We start from the raw sequence: 20349 nt of genomic DNA on the forward strand, positions 1-20349 counted from the left end.
TTTCACTCCTAAAGTACGCCTTTACTTGATGGTAATATGTCGCCTTCGACTTTCACTGCTTGGCGTAATGTTCTGCCGAGAACTTTAAATAAGGCTTCAACCTTGTGGTGATCGTTTTCACCTTCAGTGCTCAGATGTAGCGTACAACGCAAACCATCAGCAAAAGAACGGAAGAAATGCGGCACCATTTCTGTTGCCATTTCGCCAACTAATTCGCGGTCAAATTGGGCATCAAATTTGATAAAAGGTCGACCTGAAATATCCATTAAACATTGGCCGTTAGCTTCATCCATTGGTAGGCTAAAACCAAAGCGGGCAATACCGCGTTTGTCGCCTAAGGCTTGGCGAATGGCATCACCGATTGCCAGTGCGGTGTCTTCAACACTGTGGTGGTCATCAATTTCAAGATCACCATCAACGCTAACATCCATTTTAAAGTTACCGTGAGTTTGAATTTGATCAAGCATATGATCAAAGAAGCCGATACCTGTGTTAATGGTGCCTTTTTGTTGCTTATCTAAGTCTACGCTGACGCGAATATCAGTTTCTTTAGTTGTGCGAGTAACCTGTGACTGCCTGTTAGTATTTAACAATGCATCGCAAATGTTATCCCAATTTAAGCTGGTGCGGTTATATTGAAAACTATTAATCCCCATGGCATTGGCAAGTTCAATATCGGTGCTACGATCGCCGATGACAAACGACTGGGTAAAATCGACTTTCCCTTGAGTTAAGTAATCTTTTACTAGCCCTAATTTGGGCTTACGACAGCTACAATTATCGTTGTCAAAATGTGGACATATCACCACATCATCAAAGTTTATCCCTTGACTACTAAATATATTCATCATCATATTGTGTGGCGCATCAAAGTCAGCTTGTGGGAAGGAGTCTGTGCCTAAGCCATCTTGATTACTTACCATCACCAGTTTATAGCCCGCACGTTGCAGCTTAAGTAATGCGGGGATGACCTGTGGTTCAAAGACTAACTTCTCTAGTGTATCTAGCTGTTTATCTATTGCTGGCTCTTCAACTAAAGTGCCATCTCTATCGATGAATAAAATCTTTTGCTTCATGTTAGGGCCTTAAATAATGTTCTTATCGTAATCTGTTACTGCGTGTTATTGGAGTAATTACACGTATTTTGATTAATGTAGTAACGGGTATTGATTAACAAAGATAATCGTTAAATACACCCGGTCATCAAATTTATGATGATAATGCCGTGATTAAAGTTTGTGTTTGGGCAGCATTGGTAAAGCTAAATCTAATTGCATTGGCTAACCGCGTGTCTTTATATGCACGTGCAACAATGCCATTTTTTGCTAATTTTGTTTGTACAGCTGCAACATCGCTAAAGTGTGCCAACACAAAATTTCCAAATGGCGTAACACTGGTCGCGCCTATTGCCGTTAATGCGGTAGTTAACTTTTGCCCTTGAACATTGAGTTCACTCACTTGTTGCTGCATTAATGCAATATTTGATTGGCTTAATGCGTTAGTGGCAACTTGCGCTACGGGTAATGGCACCGGATAAGGCGCAATTACGCGCATGACTAAATCGATAACGGCTTCATTCGCTAATAAAAATCCACAACGTGCTCCAGCTAAAGCAAACGCTTTAGATAAGGTTCTCAGGATCACGACATTTGGGTAACGTTCTAATAAATCAGTGCTTGTGTATTGAGGGCTAAACTCAATATAAGCTTCATCGATAACAACTAACGTCTCAGGCATGCTTGCGACAGCAGCCGCTAACTGTGATTTATCAATAATACTGCCAGTTGGGTTATTTGGATTACAGATAAAGACCAATTTTGCAGCTTGGGCTTTATCTTGCCAACCATGGGGAAGTTGGTAATCATCAGTCAGTTGTATTTCATTTACACCAATATTAAACGTGCCTGCACTAATGGCATACATACCATAGGTAGGGCCAAAGGTGGCAATGGTGTCTTTTCCGGGTTCGCAGAAGGTACGAATAAGCAGTTCAATCGCTTCATCAGCACCACGACAAGTTACTATGCGGCTTTGTTTAACTTGACTATAACGACTATAAGCAGCAATCAATGCCGGCGGTTGGCATTCTGGGTATCGATTTAATCCATCGAGTTCGCTGTTATTGTAAGGTGATTCATTGGCGTTAATCCAAATATCCCCTTGGCCACCAATGCGCCTTGCACTTTGATATGGCGTGAGCGTTAACAGTTCAGGTCTGGCGAGTTTATTGGCATTAAAGGTCATGTTCACAATCCTTGTTTAATTGTGGCCATGCGCACAGCAACCGCATTTTTATGTGCCTGTAATAACTCATTCTCAGCTAATGTCATCACCGTTTCACTAAGTGTGGTTAACCCGTGTGATGTTAGTTCTTGCACGGTAAAGCGGCGACTAAAATCGGCTAACGATAAGCTTGAATAATTACGGCTATAACCATAAGTTGGTAAAACATGATTAGTACCACTGGCATAATCCCCAACTGATTCAGGTGTATATGCCCCAAGGAAAACGCTGCCTGCTGCGCGAATATTTGTTAACACTTCTCGCGGTTGCTCTGTTTGAATGATTAAGTGCTCAGGACCATATTGATTAGATACTTTTGCCGCATCGATTAAATCTTTAACAACGATACTTCGTGAACAAGACAATGCTTGTGAAGCAATCTCTTTTCTTGGTAATTTAGCAAGCTGCTCATCTAAAGCACGATTAACTGCAGTAGCCTGTTCATTTGATGTGGTCACTAAAATGGCTTGTGAGTCTGGCCCATGTTCAGCTTGTGACAGTAAATCAGCGGCAACAAAATCTGGATTGGCTTTATCATCCGCTATGACTAGTACCTCTGATGGCCCAGCAGGCATATCAATGGCAACACTAATGCGACTGTCTTGTGAAACCAGACGTTTTGCTTCAGTGACATAACGGTTGCCAGGACCAAAGATTTTGTCAACTTGCGGGATAGAGTCGGTGCCAAATGCTAATGCTGCAATGGCTTGTGCGCCGCCCACTTGAAATATGTCTGTGATTCCACAAACGGTTGCAGCATAAATGATGGCATCATTAATAGGAGGAGGGCTAACTAAGACTCTTGTTTTACAACCGGCAATTCTAGCTGGGATTGCCAGCATCATTACTGTTGAAATAAGCGGCGCAGTGCCACCTGGGATATACAAGCCTACACGCTCAATAGCTTCACTTTTTAATTCACATCGCACACCTGGTTGGGTGTTTATATCAATGGCTTTAAACGATTGCGCTTGGTTAAAGCTTTCTATATTTTCAGCAGCATGTAATATGGCATTTTTTAATGATGGTGCAACGTTTGAACAAGCAGTATCAATTTGTGCTTTTGATACTTTTAAAACGTTGGTTTGTGCATTATCAAAACGTTGGTTAAACATTTTTAGTGCGTCGTCACCTTCATTAATAACTTGTTCAATAATATCAGTGACTTGTGATTCTACTTTTGACTCACCAACTAATGGTGAGCGTTGTAACGCTTGTTTTTGAGCTGTAGCATTTAAGGTATCCCAGTCAACACACTGCATTTTAATTTGCTTGTTCATTGTCATTACCCCATCATTTTTTCTATTGGCATAACTAGAATGGAACTCGCACCTAACGCAGTTAATTCTTCCATGGTATCCCAGAATAAGTCTTCACTTGATACCGCGTGAATGGCAACGCGGTTAGTATCATCATTTAGCGGCAAAACTGTTGGGTTTTCAGCTCCAGGCAGTAACGCCACAATTTGGTCTAACGTTTCGGTTGGCGCGTGTAATAAAATATATTTACTTTCGCGGGCTGTGATCACGCCATTCATTCTAGAAATGAGTTTATTAATTAACGCTTGTTTTGAAGGGGATTGCTCGGTAGTTGACTGAATTAAACAGGCTTTAGAACGGTAGATAACGTCAGTTTCATATAAGCCATTTGCTTCGAGTGTGGCGCCGGTTGAAACGAGATCACATATACCGTCCGCTAAACCTGCTCGGGGTGCAACTTCCACAGAACCTTTAAGCATACAATCGCTATAATTAATGTTTTGCTGTTTCATATAACGGCGTAATAAATTCGGATAAGAAGTCGCAATACGTAAGCCTTCAAGAGAGTTAGCATTGTCATATTTAAATTCGTTTGGTACCGCAAGCGATAAACGACAACCACCAAAATCTAACTCGCGCAATTTTTTATATTGTGCCGGTTTGCCAGTGTCTTGACGTTCTATCTGCTCTTCTTCAAGTACGTTTTCACCAATAATGCCCAAATCGACAACGCCATCCATAATTAATCCAGGAATGTCATCGTCACGGACACGTAATAAGTCAATTGGCATATTGTCTGACGGGGCGATTAGGCGTTGTTCGTTCACGGTGAATTTTACCCCGCAACCTTTAAGGAGTTTTTGCGACTCTTTTGATAATCGACCAGATTTTTGTATCGCGATACGTAAACGGTTTGACTCACTCATATTGAAATTCCTATAAATTGATAATACTAATTAATGATAATTCAGGTATAAAAAAACCCCTGAAATTCCTTTCAGGGGTTTAATGATAGGTATCACCACCGAAAGGACAAAAACCTTCGGCAGTTAAGCATCCGAAGGCTACTGCGTATGATGATGGTGATGAAAAGTCACTGTTCGGATGTTCATAAAATACTCTTTAATAATTGAATAAAATTGATTATCAATTGCTGATGTTCATTTAAATTACTCTTATTTAATTTTGTTTGCAATAGTCATTCACAACAATATTTGTATATATGAACCCAAATGTTCAGGGTTGTAAATTAATACGTTTTCATAAAATAACAGTCAAATGTAAGCTAAAGCCGTCATTGAACCCTGTTGTTGTGTTAGCTAAGTAAGCTTTTGGGGTTTATTTTTTTGAGTGATTAGTTACAAATTGGTTGCCGATTAAACATTAAATTTACATCCAATTGTATTTAATAAAAAACTTTGCTTCCTATTTTACGATATAATACAGTGTGTTAGAGGTGTTGTTGTTCGTTAGGGTTATTTACACTTTTATTAAAAACTGTTCATTATTTGTGTGGCAATTTTTTATTGAATTATAATCTTTTTATTAACATTTACTTCAAGCTTGCAAATATTATTGAGTCACAATTTATGGAAGGTGTAATACATATGTTTACAATCAAACAAAAACTGCTTTTTGCCTGTTCTCTGCTTTTGTTACTCACCATTATGACCGGTGGCATTGGCTATATGGGGTTAAAAGACATTTCGCAAACCAGTACCCAAATGAGTAATGTCGCTAAGTTTAAAGATAAAATTTATCAAATTAGACTGTCCCAAGCAGATTTCATGATTACTAAAAATGAGCAATTATTGGTTCAGTTTGATCAACAAGTAGCCTCGTTAACAAATGATTTATCGGAATGGCAAAATGACTTTGCTGAAGGAGACGAGTTAGTTGTTGTTAAGGAATCAAAAAATCTATTGATGAATTATCAATCCAAGGCTCATGTTGAGATGTCTAAAAAAAGTAGTGATACTTCGCAAGCTAATACGCAAGAAGTCATTAACCTGGCAAAAAAACTGAGCGCAAACATGGATCAATTATTTGAGCTTGAACTTGCCTCTGTCGATGCACAAACGCAATCTAGTGACATGAATATTGTGGCTGTTATTGTTGTGTCTATTTTAATTTCGCTTGCGATTGTCTTTAGCTTAATTAAAGCTGTTTATCCCGCAGTAGGTGGCGAGCCTCTAGATATCCAAAAGATAATTGAGCGCGTAGCAAATGGTGATTTACAAATTAATACAGCCGATAGAGAAAAGCATTCAGGTATTTACGCTGCTATTCTTAACATGGTAGTGAGTTTAAGGGAAATCATTGCCGATATTAACGAGCAGTCTATTGGCGTTAGAAATATTTCTGATTCGCTTGAAAAATCTGTTGATGAAACGAGAGCGAGTTCTGATATTCAGGTTGAGCAAATGGAAATGACGGCTACTGCAATGAATGAAATGGTCGCAACAGTAGAAGGTATTTCACAAAATGCCCAACAAGCATCAGATGCCGCTAATGAAACTTATAAATTTGCAAAAAATGGGGTTGAAATGGCCTCAAATACATCGGTTTGCATTCAAAAATTAGGTACTGATGTTCACAATGTCGCTGGCACGATTAATAATCTAAAAAGCGAAACCGAAAACATGGGAGAAATTCTTAATGTTATTCGTGACGTGGCTGAACAAACAAACTTACTTGCATTAAATGCCGCAATTGAGGCAGCGCGTGCCGGTGAACAAGGTCGAGGCTTTGCTGTTGTTGCTGATGAAGTTCGCTCTCTTGCAAGTCGCACACAAGTCAGTATTGAGTCAATTAACGTCACTATTAACCGCTTACAAGATGAAGTGGTTAAATCGGTAAACTTAATGGAAGAAAGTCAATCAGAAGCAAATAACGCGGTTGAAATGGCAATTGAAACGCGTAACTCACTTGACTCAATCATGAGCTCGGTTGAACAAATCCAGGATATGAATACACAAATTGCGACAGCAGCGGAAGAACAAAATGCGGTCGCTAATGAAATTAACCAGTCAGTGACTGAAGTAAGCAATCGAGCTTACGAAACTAACCAAAATGCGAAAGATGCCAATGAAGCAACGCAAACATTAGCAGGTGTTTCTGAAAGCTTAGCGAGCATTAACCAAAGATTTAGAACTTAATCGTATATAAGGTGCACCATTTTTAGATTAAACTATCAAGATAATCTTGCACGCTAACAACACGTTACTTTAAAAAGTTAACGATTAATATCACAACATATGAACGCTCCAACGTTCATATGTTGTTTTGTTTTTAATGCTGGTGAATGTGTATTTTGACGATTGATAAAGGAAAGGCTGCACTTGTCTTTAATATCCCATACCCACGCAGCTTTTGAGCCTGCAGGGGCTCTTTCTCTGTATTTTGACCATTATCGGGTCAGACAACCTCAATTAGACATGGCTGTCGCCGTTGCGAAAGCCATTGTTCATAAATCAACATTAGTATTGGAAGCAGGGACTGGGGTAGGGAAAACCTATGCTTATCTCGTTCCGGCTATCTTAAGCGGTAAGCAAGTTATTATTAGTACTGGCAGTAAGAATCTGCAAGAGCAGCTATTTATAAAAGATTTACCGCAAGTATTGTCAGTGTTAGGTGTCAGTCCCCGTGTGGCGTTATTAAAAGGGCGTAATAATTACCTGTGTCAATTACGCTTGCAAAGTGTTATGGAGGATGCCAGTCGTTATGAAGCACAGTATCTTGATGATTTACTTAAAATAAACCAGTGGGCCATATTAAGTAAAGATGGTGATATAGGGAATCTAACCACGGTTTCTGAATTTTCTCGCGTTATTAATCAAGTGGTGAGTACCAAAGAAAGCTGCACAGGTAAGCGCTGTGAGTTTTATGACAGTTGTTTTACCCGCAAAGCGCGTATTAAAGCCATTGAAGCGAAAATTATTGTGGTTAATCACCATTTGTTTTTTGCTGACCGCTTGTTAAAAGATACTGGCTTTGCTGAATTATTGCCTGACCCTGATATTGTTATATTTGATGAGGCGCATTTATTGCCTGATATTTGCATTAACTATTTTGGCGATAATATAACCACGCGTGAACTGGATAAGTGCTTGAATGGCTTGATAGAAATACATAAACAACAGGTTAGAGATTCCATTCAAATTGAACAAGTAAGTTTTCGCTGTTTACAAAAATTATCCCAATGGCAACAGGGGTTGATAACTCACAATATTGACAATTATCGTCACGTATTAGCGAATAAAGCGCTTGCAGTCGCGGGTTGGGATTTAATTGATGAGTTAACAAGCTTACAGCGTATATTAACGGCACATCTTGGGCGTGTTGAAGCGTTAGATGCATGTTTTGAAACGTTGGCGGCAATTTGCGAACGCTTGCGATTATTTTTCGAGTGTAATGATCCTAATGCTGCTTATAGCGTTGATACCACAGCAAAACATGTGATGTTACGTGTGGCACCCATTAATATTGCTAAGCAATGTGAAGCTTTGTTTTGTCAGCCAACAAGTTGGATTTTTACTTCCGCAACCTTGCAGGTTCAGCGGCAATTACTGCACTTTACCCAAGAAATGGGGCTTAAGAGTGCCGACAAAATCATTCTCGATAGCCCATTTGATTACCCAAATCAAGCCATGTTATGTGTGCCAAGACATCTAGGGCAACGCCAACGTCATATTCAAGATGATGCAGATAATATCTCGTACTATTTACAGCAATTTGTTGAAGTATGTGCAAAAGCGGTGAATGCCGCTCAAGGACGAACATTTATATTGTTTACTAGCCACCAAATGCTCAAATTGGTTGCCAATGCGTTAGTCGGCAAAATCAAATATCCAATGTTGGTGCAAGGACAAGCAAGTAAACAAAGCTTACTGAGTAAATATCGCCAATTAGGCAATGCTGTTTTGCTTGGCACTAACAGTTTTTGGGAAGGCGTAGATGTGAGGGGAAAGTTATTAAGCTGCGTGATTATTGATAAATTACCCTTTATTAGTCCTGATAACACCTTGTATAAAGCCAGGGCGAGTAATATAGCCCAGCAACAACAAGATCCTTTTGCCAACATTTCACTGCCACAAGCGGTGATTGCATTAAAACAAGGCGTTGGGCGTCTCATACGCGATGAAAAAGATTTAGGGGTACTGATATTGTGTGATAACCGAATTGTTAATCGCCCTTATGGCGAAGCATTTTTACAATCATTACCACCGATGCATCGGACGCGAGATTTAGATACCGCATTGGCTTTTTTAAAAACCATTAAGTAGACACAGTATCATTACTTTGTTGAATTACTGAGTTTGGTTTCTTTTGTCTGTCAGCGCTATCGGTTATGATAGCGACCTTATTTATTTTTAATGTGGTTACGCCTTTTTATGAACATTCTTGCATTAGATACATGCACTGAGTCTTGCTCTGCTGCATTAATTTCTGCCAATCAAATTTATACCCGCATAGCTGATGCTCCTAGAGAGCACAGTCAGCGATTATTACCCATGGTTGATGAAGTGTTACAAGATGCAGAGATAACAATTGCAGATGTTCAATTAATTGCTTATGGCAGAGGTCCTGGCAGTTTCACAGGCATTCGAATTTGTACTAGCATGACTCAAGGTTTAGCATTAGGCCAAGACATTCCTGTTATTGGTATTTCGACCCTTGCGACAATGGCGCAAATGGCAATTAATACCCATGAAGCCACCGATATCTTTTGTAGTATTGACGCAAGAATGAATGAAGTTTATTGGGCTCAGTATAAAAATGTGGCTGGTATAGCAACACTCATTGGTGAAGAACACGTTAGCTCTCCTGATGATGTTTCACTACAATTTAATCAAGGCGCTAATATTATTGCTTGCGGCACTGGTTTTGATGCTTATCCGCAATTATTGACACTTGTTAATAAAATTACCCTATCGAATACGGTAAAATACCCTGATGCAAGTGCGATGATTGCGCTGGCGCAAGCTGGTTTTAATGATAACCAACACACCAATGTTGATGAACTTGCACCAGTATACTTAAGAGATACAGTGACTTGGAAGAAGCTGCCTGGGCGAGAATAGTGCTTGTTAAGCCCGTAACTCGTTTAATGATCAATTTTACAATAGACAATCGAAATACAGTTAATTAATAATGCAGATACCCAATAACGTCATTCAACCTCGTTCATTTAGTGAACAGATTAACCTAAGCCAAGCGGTTGCAGGCAATAGAGGTGTGTCTGGGGTTAATAAAAGTCAATTGAGTCAAGTTAATGATGCAATAAGCAGAAGCATCATTGAAGGTGAGGTGACTGCGAAAGAGCAGTCACCTATGGTATCGACTGAGTTAACCCACTCACTCAAAAGTCAGCTCGATAACTTGATGCAACCTTCTCATGAGCAGTCAGCTTTAGGTTACGATGAACAACCGGCTGTTAATAGAGGCGCTATTGCCCAATACTTGTCCACCCAGCATTCAGCCAAACGTGATGAAGTTCAACAATTAGTTGGTATTGATATTTATGCCTAATTCTATTCCTCATTCTCAACATACTTCAGCGGTTCCTTCAAGGAGCCGTTTTGTTATTGAGTTATTTATTGCTTTTTTAATCACTAAATTGCCTGTCATCAGTATTCCATTTAAATGGTTTGAAAGCTTTTTTCACGAAATATCCCATGGAATAGCCACAATATTAACCGGTGGTTTTGTCAGTTCTATTCAACTGTTTCCTAATGGCGCGGGCTTGTGTACTAGCCATGGTGGCGTTGCGATTATTATTTCGTTTAGTGGCTATTTAGGGGCAGCATTATGGGGATATTTAATTTTCTTGTTAGCCACATGGCAACAAGGGATCAAGTTTACTTTGTCCTTACTGGCAGCCACGGTGCTTGGTGCACTGGTGTTTTGGGCTAGAGACTTATTGACGATAGTTATTCTACTTTTTTTAGCTGTACTGTTTTTGTTACCGTTAAAAGTTAAAAAAAGTCGATTTTTAAATAGCTTACTGCGTACATTAGGCATTATGATTATGCTCAATGCCATGGCAAGTCCTATGGTGTTATTTGGATTAAACGGACAAGGTGATGCAGCAATGTTAGCTTCTCTTACTTGGATCCCTGCATGGATTTGGGTGTGTATTTGGTTAGCGATCAGTGTCATGATGCTTTGGTTTAGTTGGATGAAAGTCAATGTAAAAGGGGAATAAAACATGAAGCTTAAAGGTCTTGTCGGCGCAATATTAGGATTAAGCTGCGCGGGCTTTAGTGCAACAAGTATTGCTGCGACTCAAGTTGAACAGCATGCCAATGTAGCAGTGAACTCAGCATTGCAACAGGCACTAAAGAGTGATTTTCGCAAAAAAGCGAATAGTCAACGTGATGGTTTTCGTCACCCAGGTGAAACGTTGTCATTTTTTGGTGTCACACCAGAAAAAACCGTGATTGAACTTTGGCCAGGTGGTGGCTGGTATGCTGAAATCTTAGCACCATACCTAGCTAAAAAAGGGCAATACATAGCGGCTAACTTTGAAACTAAACCCACAGAAGACAACGGTCGTACACGCTATTATGCAAAAGCGGGTAAAAAATTTGAAAAGTGGGTTGAAGATAATCCCGCCCAGTTAAAAAAAGTGGGTTTTGCAACACTTAATCCACCTGTAAAAACGCAATTAGGTAAAGATAACAGCGCTGATGTCGTGCTGACGTTTAGAAACTTACATAACTGGGAAATGAGTGGTAATTTAGAGCCAGTATTCAAAGGCGCTTATGCGGTCTTAAAAACGGGGGGAGTATTTGGTGTTGTTGAACATCGTGCAAATCCAGGAATGCCAGCTAAAAGTGGTTATATGGATCCGGCAATGGTCATTAAACTTGCAGAAAAAGTTGGCTTTGTGTTAGCTGAATCGTCTGAAATTAATGCCAACCCTAAAGACACGAAAGATTACCCTAAAGGAGTTTGGACACTGCCTCCACGTTTAGCAATGGATGATGTTGATAAAGCTAAATATCAAGCCATTGGTGAAAGCGATCGCATGACACTTAAGTTTGTAAAAAAGTAATTTAGTGATGTCTTTTAATATGTTGGAGGCGAAGGTGGAAGCGTTGACTTTGCCTCTAACTCAAATTGAGCTTGCTGCCGTTCGCCTTGGCGATGGCAACAAGCCTATTTTACTTTGTATTCATGGTTGGTTAGACAACCTAAATAGTTTTATTCCATTAAATCGCGAATTAGAAAAGCTTGGTTTACTTGAAGATTATCAGATAATTTGCATCGACTTACCCGGACATGGGCTGTCTGCTCATCGCTTTGGCCATTACCCGTTACATTGGGTTGATTATATTTATGATTTGCACAGTATTATTACCCATTTATCGCAATATCATAAAGACATAACCGTTATCGGACACTCTATGGGAGGGATCATTGCTTGTTGTTATAATGCGACGTTCCCGAACTCGCTTAAGCAACTCATTTTAATTGAAGCTATTTCGCCGTTATTTGAATCAGAAACCCATATTCGCACCCGTTTAAAAAAATCCCTTGAGCAACATTTATTGTTTAATCAAAAAACCATTGGTGCGAGACGTACAATTAATTTAATGACGGCGTGTTTAGCCCGAAATAAACTAACTGGCCTTGAGCTTAATTGGTGTGAGTTAATAACTAAACGAAATCTTTATCGCGATGGTGACCAATATTATTGGCGTAGTGACCCTCGTTTAAAGTTAGATTCGTTAAATAGAATGAGTTTTGAACAAGTTGAACAGTTAATGAACTCAACTGGTACGCCCAGTTTATTAGTATTAGGAGAGCAGGGTTATAAGCAGCTAAAATCCTTGCTACCGAAGACTGAGGCTTGGTTTACGGATTTAACTGTTGCGATGTTACCAGGTGATCATCATCTTCATATGAGTCATGCTCAACAGGTAGCGATACAAATTCGAGCTTTTACACTAAATCAAGCCTAGTTATTACAAAATACTGTTTTTTTTGTTTCAATTATGTGATTATGGGCGCAATTCAAACGCTTGTATGATTACAATATAGCAAACAAAAACACTTATTTACGGACATAATTCGAACTAATAATCATTCTAATCGAGTTGTTATTGTCCTTTTCTATCAACATTTCATGTTGTAGAGTTTATTTAGGAGATTCCCGTGGACCAGCCTTGGATTCATAACTTACCTGCTAACGTGCCAGCAGATATCAACCCTGAGCAATTGACTTCTTTAGTTGACATGTTTGAGCAATCTGTCAGTAAATATGCTGATACACCTGCTTTTATTAACATGGGTGCCAAAATGACCTACCGTAAATTGGAGGAGAGAAGTCGCGCTTTTGCAGCTTACCTTCAAAACGAGTTAGGTTTAGAAAAAGGGGATCGTGTTGCGTTAATGATGCCTAATTTACTGCAATATCCCATTGCGTTATTTGGTGTATTACGTGCAGGGATGGTCGTGGTAAATGTTAATCCTCTTTATACCCCGCGAGAATTAAAACACCAATTGGTTGATTCAGGTGCCAAAGCGATTGTGGTGGTATCTAACTTTGCTCGAACACTTGAAGAAGTGGTTGAACAAACACCAGTTCAATCAGTGATTATTACCGGCCTTGGCGATCAATTAAGTGCACCAAAAAGAACCTTAGTTAACTTTGTTGTTAAATATATTAAAAAAATGGTGCCTAAATACCACTTGCCACATGCAAGATCGTTTAGAGAGTCATTGTCTAAAGGCCGCCGTCTTCAATACATTAAGCCTGAAATCACCAATGAGGATCTGGCTTTTTTACAATATACCGGTGGAACAACAGGTGTGTCTAAAGGGGCCATGCTGACCCATGGTAATATTGTGGCTAACGTACTGCAGGCCAATGGTGCTTATTCACCGGCTCTTAATGATGGTAAAGAAATTGTTGTGACGGCATTGCCTCTTTATCATGTATTTGCGTTGACCGTGAATTGTCTATTGTTCTTACATAAAGGCAGTCAGAACCTATTAATTACTAATCCGCGTGATATTCCAGCGTTTGTTGGCGAGTTAAAAAAATATCCATTCACAGCCATTACAGGAGTGAACACGTTATTTAATGCCCTTATCAATAACGAAGACTTCAAAGCACTCGACTTTTCAAATTTGAAGTTTTCTATTGGTGGTGGCATGGCTGTTCAAAAAGCCGTAGCAGATAAATGGCAATCGACAACTAAAACACGTCTATTAGAAGGTTATGGATTGACTGAAGCCTCACCTTTGGTGACGTGCTGCCCATATAATTTAGATGGTTATAACGGCTCGATTGGTTTTCCCGCACCTTCAACACTTATCCAAGTGAGAAATGAAGAAGGAGAAGTTCTACCTCAAGGTGAAACGGGTGAGCTTTTCGCTAAAGGCCCTCAGATAATGCGTGGTTATTGGCAACGTCCTGAAGAAACTAACAGCATTATCGATAAAGATGGTTGGTTAGCAACTGGTGATATTGGTTACATGGATGAGAAAGGCTTCTTTTATATCGTCGACCGTAAGAAAGATATGATTTTAGTTTCAGGATTTAATGTGTTCCCCAATGAAGTGGAAGAAGTGGTGGCATTACATCCAAAGGTCATTGAAGTTGCTGCCGTTGGTGTTCCACATGACGTCAGTGGAGAGTTGGTTAAAATATTTGTTGTTGCAAAAGATAAATCTTTAACCGAACGCGATCTTATCAAGCACTGTAGACATCATTTAACAGGATATAAAGTACCAAAGCTGATAGAATTCAGAGACGAGCTGCCCAAAACCAATGTGGGTAAAATTTTACGCAGAGAACTTCGAGATGAAGTGAAAAAAGCGTAAATATAAAGCCGGCGAATATGCCGGCTTTTTTGTATGGAGTGTTAAGTGATACCGTTTGATTATATAGACAATGATTCTGATTTAATTAAATTAGTTGAGCAATACCAGCAGGCCAAATTATTAGTCTTGGACACTGAGTTTGTACGTACCCGTACTTATTATGCCAATTTAGGCTTAATTCAAGCCTATGATGGTGTGACGTTGGCATTAATCGATCCTGTTGCCATTCATGACTTATCGCCGTTTTGGCAGTTATTGTCAAACCCTCAAATTACTAAATTATTGCACTCATGCAGTGAAGACTTAGAAGTATTCGCTCATTATGGACAATGCCAGCCAGCGCCATTATTTGACAGTCAGATTGCTGCAAGTTTATGTAATATGGGCCACGGCTTAGGTTATGCCAAGTTGGTGCAGGCCTGCCTTGATGTTGAAATTGATAAAGGCGAATCTCGCACTGACTGGATGAAACGGCCACTAAGTGACGCACAGTTAAATTATGCTGCTAACGATGTATCTTATCTTTATAATTTATACCCGCAACTGGTGGAAAAATTACAAGAGTCAAAGCGATTATCTTGGCTACTTGAAGAGGGTGAAAGGATAACGGAAGGTCGCCTAAGCCCTGCTAATGCCGATGAAGCCTACCTTAAAGTTAAAAATGCGTATCAATTGTTGCCTAAGCAATTAGCTTGCTTAAAAGTATTGGCTAAATGGCGTTTAGAAAAAGCGGTTAGTCGCAACTTAGCACTTGGTTTTGTTCTTAAAGATCATGCATTAATCGCATTGGCAAAAAAACAACCTACCAATTTAGCTGCGCTGAATAATTTAGTTGATTTAACTGAACATGAAAAACGCTATCACGGTAAAGAAATTGTTCGTTTAATTGAACACGTTGACTACACGCAGTTGCCAGAACCTTTAGATGTTATTGCGCTTAAATCTGGATATAAAGCCGCGTTTAAAAATGTCAAAACATTACTCACTGGCGTCAGTGAAGAGCAGCAAGTGCCGATGGAATTTATCGGCTCAAAACGGTTAATCCATGAATTCATGGTGTGGCTATTTAATAATAAGCAAGGTCAGTTACCCTTATTAAAAACAGGATGGCGAGCGCAAGTGATAAATGGCGCCATCGATGGTGTACATTTTAATGGTTAAATAGTGCTAGATGAGTTTGTAATGTCGATCAATTCAGTTATACATATATAAAAACAGTGCGGCAGAGGAGGTAATATTATCTTCTGCCGCCCTGAGATTTGCTGGTAATCACTAAACATACTTTTAGCTATTCAGCCACTCGGTGATGAACTTATTCTAATAGTGTTTTTTCCCTTAAAAATAAGCTTTTGTTTAAATTCATATTGGTTATTAATGGGACGAATGAAACATTGATTATTCAATATCCTGTACCTTCATTACCAAGGTATTCCAATTTCGCTGATTTTCGATGTCATGTTCTAACCCCTGGTCATCCGCAATTGTAAAACGTTTAATTGCTGGTGTTTTACTGGTGGCTTGATATAACCAATAAGCTTCTGCTTTTAATGCTTCCTCTATGGGTTTATCGATTGATTCATAAACGGCTTGTTTACATGCGTTAATTGATTCAGCAGGGAATTTAGCAATACGCTGCGCTAATGTATCAACGTATTCGCCAATTTTGTCAGCATCTAATGCCTTATTAATTGTGCCATAAGCTTCTGCTTCATCGGCATCAAAGTCTCTTGCGCTTAGTATGATTTCCAAGGCTCGACCCAGTCCAGTTTGACGCGCCATTCGCGATGCACCACCTCCGCAAGGTAATATGCCCATACCAACTTCCATTTGCATGAATGTAAACTTTCCTCTTGCAGCAAAGCGCATATCTAGAGCTAGGGCCAATTCGTGCCCACCGCCACGAGCAAAACCTTCTAGTTTTGCAATGGTTGCCTGGGGAACTTTACTGATCCTTTGACACACAGATTGCAAATCTAACAATTCAACATCATCTCGCGAAACCGCTTCTGTAGACATGTCTTTTAATAATTCGGTGTCATAATGACATACCCAAATTTCTGGGTTTGCTGATTGAAATACGACAACTTTAGTTTCTCTGTCTCTTTCTAATCGCATCGCTAAGCTATTTAAGTCTGCTAGCATTTCCTGGCCTTGAACATTTACCGGCCCAAAGTCGAAGGTTATTGTAAGAATACCATTTTGTTTTTTAGCCTTAAAAGTTTGAAAGTTCTCATATTTCATGCGATGTCTCCAAGTTTTTATGGGTAAAGTAAGCTTAAATTCCATTTTTAAAACATATCAATGGTGTATTTTAAAACGTGTTGATATTTATCTTAGTCAACCTACGGCCGACTGATAATCAGGGGGGGGTTAAAACAAAAAAGTGCAGTTAGTTGTGCCTAACTATCGATAAAGTGTAGTTTATTAATGAATTTTGACAGTAAAAAAATAGGGCATTAACTTTAAGCCTGAGATGCTGAGATGCTGAGATGCTGAGATGCTGAGATGCTGAGATGCTGAGATGCTGAGATGCTGAGATGCTGAGATGCTGAGATGCTGAGATGCTGAGATGTAGCAAATAAATAAACGCCCAGTATTTTACTGGGCGTAATAAAAAGCGTGTTAGGCTATTTTGTAAGCGGCACTAACATTGACTCACTTACCGTCTGGTAACGTTACGTTTAATTCTAAAACGGATAAATTATTGTCATTTTGATCAAGTTGAACAGAAACTTGGTCTTCAGAAATATGCACATATTTTCTGATTACTTCAATAATCTCTTGTTTCATTTGAGGAAAATAATCTGGTGCATCACGTTCACCACGTTGATGAGCGACAATAATTTGCAAGCGCTCTTTAGCCATTGATGCTGTGTTTGGTTTTTTATTGCTTCTAAAATAATCAAGTAATGACATAACTAGCTACCAAAAATCCTTTTAAGGAATCCTTTCTTTTCTTCTTCAATAAAACGTAAAGGGACATCTTTACCTAATAAACGTTCAACGGTGTCACTATAAGCTAAACCAGCATCACTCTCTTGGTCAACAATAACAGGCACACCAGAGTTTGACGCTTTTAATACTGCTTGTGATTCAGGTATTACACCAAGTAGTTTAATGGCCAAAATTTCTTCAACATCTTCAACTGATAACATTTCACCGGTTTTCGCACGGGCAGGTGAGTAGCGAGTTAACAGTAAAAACTCCTTGATTGGCTCAAGGTTTTGTTCCGCGCGACGTGAGCGGCTTTGGAGCATACCTAAAATGCGATCTGAATCGCGAACTGAACTTACTTCAGGATTAGTCGTCACAATAGCGACATCGGCAAAATACAGTGCCATCATTGCGCCTTGTTCAATACCTGCAGGTGAATCACAAATGATATACTCAAAGTCTTTAGCAAGGTCATCAAGTACCTTACCGACACCTTCTTTTGTTAATGCGTCTTTGTCACGGGTTTGCGAAGCAGGTAGTACATAAAGATTGCTACATCGTTTATCTTTTATTAAAGCTTGGTTTAGGTTTGCTTCACCGTTAATCACGTTAACAAAGTCATACACTACACGTCTTTCACAACCCATAATTAAATCCAGGTTTCGTAAGCCGATGTCAAAATCGATAACAACGGTTTTATGACCTTGTAGTGCAAGACCGGTAGCAATTGCCGCACTGGATGTTGTTTTGCCAACACCGCCTTTTCCTGATGTGACAACAATTATCTGTGTCATTTGTTTGTCCTTTTGTTTGCCATTATTCTGGCAATGATTCAACTAAGAGTGTGTCACCGGATAACCGAACACAGCCTCTTTTTTCAATTTGATATTGTTGTAAATGTTCTGCAAGCCAATATTGACCAGCGATGGAAACCAATTCAGCCTGAAGTTGACTGGCGATGATAATACTATTGTTATCACCACCGGCACCCGCCATGGCCTTTCCTCTTAACGCACCATATATATGAATGCTACCATCTGCAATTACCTCAGCGCCATTCCCTACAGCGCCAAATACAACTAAATCACTATCTTTAGCATAAATTTGTTGCCCTGAACGAACATTTTGCTTAACTATTTTAGTGTCTCGTTTAGGTAATTGTGGTTGAGGGGCTTGTTTACCAGACTTAACGACGGCTAAACCACAGTTTTTTGCCTGTTTTGCAAGTGCGTCATTCGCGTCGGTTATTCCTACAATGATTAACTGTTTATCGCTTAGGCACTGCTTTAATTCTGCAATATCAATTTCAGATTGGTTTATTGCCGAAAGATTAAGGATAAGTGGGGCGCCTAGGAAAAATTGAGGAGCTTGAGCCAGCTTTTTATCCAACTCTTGAGAAACAACGTCAATACTTGGATGATTGATATAAAGTACTGATAAGGTAAAAGAGGTGGCTTTTAATTCTACATTCGGTTTGGACATCCCGTATTCACTCTCTCATTCCAGCTTTAAAAAGGATTTTCAAATAAATTTAACTTGCTACATGTTATAATGAGCGAAGTTGACTATCAAGCTAGAACCATTGGAAAAGTGATACAGAAATGATTTGTGCAGTATATAAAAGTACCCTAAAGCCAGATACTTACCTTTACGTTGAAAAACGTGACGATTTTGAAGCTGTACCTGAAGCATTAATGAAAATGTTTGGTGCGCCACAATTGGTCATGCTATTACCGTTAAATAAAACGGCAAAACTTGCGCTCGCGGATATCATTAAAGTGAAAGCTGAAATCTCTGATAAAGGTTTTTATTTGCAATTGTCACCGCCTAAAGAAAACTTATTAGCGCAACACAGACTAGAGCTTGGCTTGTCAGATAAATTTGATGCTGATGCCGTATTTTCTCGTAACAAGCATTAAGATATTCAATCATGACATTTTGGAAAGACACACCACTTATAGACATGACTCAAGAGCAATGGGAACAACTTTGCGATGGTTGCGGTAAGTGCTGTTTAAATAAAATTATCGACGATGAAACTGAGCAACTTTATTACACAAATGTGGCTTGCCATTTGCTTAATCATCAATCTTGTCGCTGCGAAAAGTACCCGCAAAGATTCGAGTTTGTTCCTCAATGCACGGCTATAACTGTGGATAATATTGCCAGTTTAACGTGGTTACCTGATAGCTGCAGTTATAAGCGCCTATATGAAGGTAGGGGACTTGCAAGTTGGCATCCGTTAATCACTGGTTCTAAAGATGCGATGCATAAAGCAGGAATGTCAGTTCGTAAAAAAGTAAAAAATGAAAAAAAAGTGAAGTGGTTAGAAGATCATATTGTGTTGTGGCCATTGGTAGATAAAGACTAACTTTTGATCAATTCGTAAAAAAGGCGCTGATGCGCCTTTTTTAATGCAATCAAATCACTGATTAGAAAAAAATGTATAACTAAAGTTTTATTCTTTAATTTCTATTGATGTTTGTATTAGACATTTTAGATTGAGTCGGTGTGGGTTTTAACGTTGGAGCTAGCATGATTAAAAACAACAGTATGTAGATGCCAAAAACTAATATGACCCACTGTGTCATGGTGTAATTCAAAAAAGTCCAAGGGATGTCACTACACATTCCGCGCGGCTCAAAAAATACCGGTAGCCATTTATCTAATGGCATAAAGTCGGGAAATTCAGCAAAGAAAGAACAGCTAGCAAATGGAGAAGGGTTGACTTGAAGCTGATTAAGCTCCAATGCCAATTTAAGTCCCCACACACTCGACACTAGCCAAGCTGTCATAGCGATAAACCTTATTGCCCAAAATTTAGGTGCAATGCTACCGACTAAGCCCGCTAACATTATGCCAATAACCGCAACTCTTATATAAATACACATAATACAAGGTTCGAGTTTCATACCGTATTGAAAAAATAACGCAGAAAGCTCAAGTAAAAGGCCAGATAAGAGCAATAGCGACCAAGATAAACGTGATTGACTGAAACGAGTGAGTAGGTGCAAAATTAATCCCTTAATATCAAAAC

General features: G+C 39.3%; 20 protein-coding genes and 1 other annotated feature. Of the genes, 11 read left to right on the top strand and 9 right to left on the bottom strand.

Annotated elements, in window-relative coordinates:
- Nucleotides 1-8: 8 nt before the first annotated feature.
- The 4 genes from hisB to hisG all read right to left on the bottom strand — a co-directional run bounded on the left by hisB (nt 9) and on the right by hisG (nt 4468).
- On the bottom strand, nt 9-1076 hold the full coding sequence (gene hisB, locus G3R48_RS03600) for a bifunctional histidinol-phosphatase/imidazoleglycerol-phosphate dehydratase HisB (protein ID WP_153663189.1): 1068 nt from the start codon (nt 1074-1076) through the stop codon (nt 9-11).
- 133 nt (nt 1077-1209) lie between these two features.
- Nucleotides 1210-2244, bottom strand: a complete 1035-nt coding sequence (gene hisC / locus G3R48_RS03605) for a histidinol-phosphate transaminase (RefSeq protein ID WP_153663191.1) — start codon at nt 2242-2244, stop codon at nt 1210-1212.
- Between the two features lie 2 nt (nt 2245-2246).
- On the bottom strand, nt 2247-3545 hold the full coding sequence (gene hisD, locus G3R48_RS03610; protein ID WP_153663875.1) for a histidinol dehydrogenase: 1299 nt from the start codon (nt 3543-3545) through the stop codon (nt 2247-2249).
- 23 nt (nt 3546-3568) lie between these two features.
- Entirely contained in the window at nt 3569-4468 is a 900-nt protein-coding gene (hisG, locus tag G3R48_RS03615) for an ATP phosphoribosyltransferase (RefSeq protein ID WP_153663193.1), read from the bottom strand.
- Between the two features lie 47 nt (nt 4469-4515).
- Nucleotides 4516-4631 (bottom strand) — a sequence feature (His leader region).
- A 518-nt stretch (nt 4632-5149) separates the two neighbouring features.
- Here hisG and G3R48_RS03620 point away from each other — a divergent pair.
- The 9 genes from G3R48_RS03620 to rnd all read left to right on the top strand — a co-directional run bounded on the left by G3R48_RS03620 (nt 5150) and on the right by rnd (nt 15539).
- Complete coding sequence (locus G3R48_RS03620) at nt 5150-6700, top strand: methyl-accepting chemotaxis protein (protein WP_194823864.1); 1551 nt, start codon at nt 5150-5152, stop codon at nt 6698-6700.
- A gap of 177 nt (nt 6701-6877) precedes the next feature.
- Nucleotides 6878-8827, top strand: coding sequence for a DNA repair helicase YoaA (gene yoaA, locus G3R48_RS03625; protein WP_485114633.1), 1950 nt, complete (start codon nt 6878-6880; stop codon nt 8825-8827).
- A gap of 108 nt (nt 8828-8935) precedes the next feature.
- A complete protein-coding gene (gene tsaB, locus G3R48_RS03630) occupies nt 8936-9625 on the top strand; it encodes a tRNA (adenosine(37)-N6)-threonylcarbamoyltransferase complex dimerization subunit type 1 TsaB (RefSeq protein WP_228497368.1) in 690 nt (229 codons plus the stop codon).
- A 70-nt stretch (nt 9626-9695) separates the two neighbouring features.
- A complete protein-coding gene (locus G3R48_RS03635; protein WP_153663199.1) occupies nt 9696-10073 on the top strand; it encodes a hypothetical protein in 378 nt (125 codons plus the stop codon).
- Complete coding sequence (locus G3R48_RS03640; RefSeq protein ID WP_153663201.1) at nt 10066-10749, top strand: M50 family metallopeptidase; 684 nt, start codon at nt 10066-10068, stop codon at nt 10747-10749. Before G3R48_RS03635 ends, G3R48_RS03640 begins: the two co-directional genes overlap by 8 nt.
- 3 nt (nt 10750-10752) lie before the next feature.
- The gene (locus G3R48_RS03645; protein WP_153663204.1) at nt 10753-11601 is read left to right on the top strand and encodes a class I SAM-dependent methyltransferase; all 849 of its coding nucleotides are present in this window, start codon (nt 10753-10755) and stop codon (nt 11599-11601) included.
- Between the two features lie 19 nt (nt 11602-11620).
- Complete coding sequence (locus tag G3R48_RS03650; RefSeq protein ID WP_153663879.1) at nt 11621-12511, top strand: alpha/beta hydrolase; 891 nt, start codon at nt 11621-11623, stop codon at nt 12509-12511.
- 193 nt (nt 12512-12704) lie between these two features.
- Entirely contained in the window at nt 12705-14378 is a 1674-nt protein-coding gene (fadD, locus tag G3R48_RS03655) for a long-chain-fatty-acid--CoA ligase FadD (RefSeq protein ID WP_212593202.1), read from the top strand.
- Between the two features lie 45 nt (nt 14379-14423).
- Nucleotides 14424-15539 (top strand): ribonuclease D, encoded by a 1116-nt coding sequence (rnd, locus tag G3R48_RS03660; RefSeq protein ID WP_212593203.1) that lies wholly within the window; start codon nt 14424-14426, stop codon nt 15537-15539.
- Between the two features lie 234 nt (nt 15540-15773).
- Here rnd and G3R48_RS03665 read toward each other — a convergent pair whose 3' ends face one another.
- The 4 genes from G3R48_RS03665 to minC form a co-directional block, all read right to left on the bottom strand.
- Entirely contained in the window at nt 15774-16619 is an 846-nt protein-coding gene (locus G3R48_RS03665; protein ID WP_153663881.1) for an enoyl-CoA hydratase/isomerase family protein, read from the bottom strand.
- 414 nt (nt 16620-17033) lie between these two features.
- Nucleotides 17034-17294: a cell division topological specificity factor MinE gene (gene minE / locus G3R48_RS03670; protein WP_153663205.1), complete on the bottom strand. Its 261-nt coding sequence runs from the start codon at nt 17292-17294 to the stop codon at nt 17034-17036.
- Between the two features lie 2 nt (nt 17295-17296).
- Complete coding sequence (gene minD, locus G3R48_RS03675; protein WP_153663206.1) at nt 17297-18106, bottom strand: septum site-determining protein MinD; 810 nt, start codon at nt 18104-18106, stop codon at nt 17297-17299.
- Nucleotides 18107-18128: 22 nt separating this feature from the next.
- The gene (minC, locus tag G3R48_RS03680) at nt 18129-18794 is read right to left on the bottom strand and encodes a septum site-determining protein MinC (protein ID WP_153663207.1); all 666 of its coding nucleotides are present in this window, start codon (nt 18792-18794) and stop codon (nt 18129-18131) included.
- Between the two features lie 119 nt (nt 18795-18913).
- On the opposite strand from minC, the gene G3R48_RS03685 reads away from it, so the two are divergent.
- Nucleotides 18914-19231: a YcgL domain-containing protein gene (locus G3R48_RS03685; RefSeq protein WP_153663208.1), complete on the top strand. Its 318-nt coding sequence runs from the start codon at nt 18914-18916 to the stop codon at nt 19229-19231.
- An 11-nt stretch (nt 19232-19242) separates the two neighbouring features.
- On the top strand, nt 19243-19683 hold the full coding sequence (locus G3R48_RS03690; RefSeq protein ID WP_153663209.1) for a YcgN family cysteine cluster protein: 441 nt from the start codon (nt 19243-19245) through the stop codon (nt 19681-19683).
- Between the two features lie 94 nt (nt 19684-19777).
- Here G3R48_RS03690 and dsbB read toward each other — a convergent pair whose 3' ends face one another.
- Nucleotides 19778-20326: a disulfide bond formation protein DsbB gene (gene dsbB, locus G3R48_RS03695; RefSeq protein ID WP_153663211.1), complete on the bottom strand. Its 549-nt coding sequence runs from the start codon at nt 20324-20326 to the stop codon at nt 19778-19780.
- Between the last annotated feature and the right edge of the window lie 23 nt (nt 20327-20349).

Source organism: Shewanella intestini (assembly GCF_018221465.1).
GTDB classification, from domain to species: domain Bacteria; phylum Pseudomonadota; class Gammaproteobacteria; order Enterobacterales; family Shewanellaceae; genus Shewanella; species Shewanella intestini.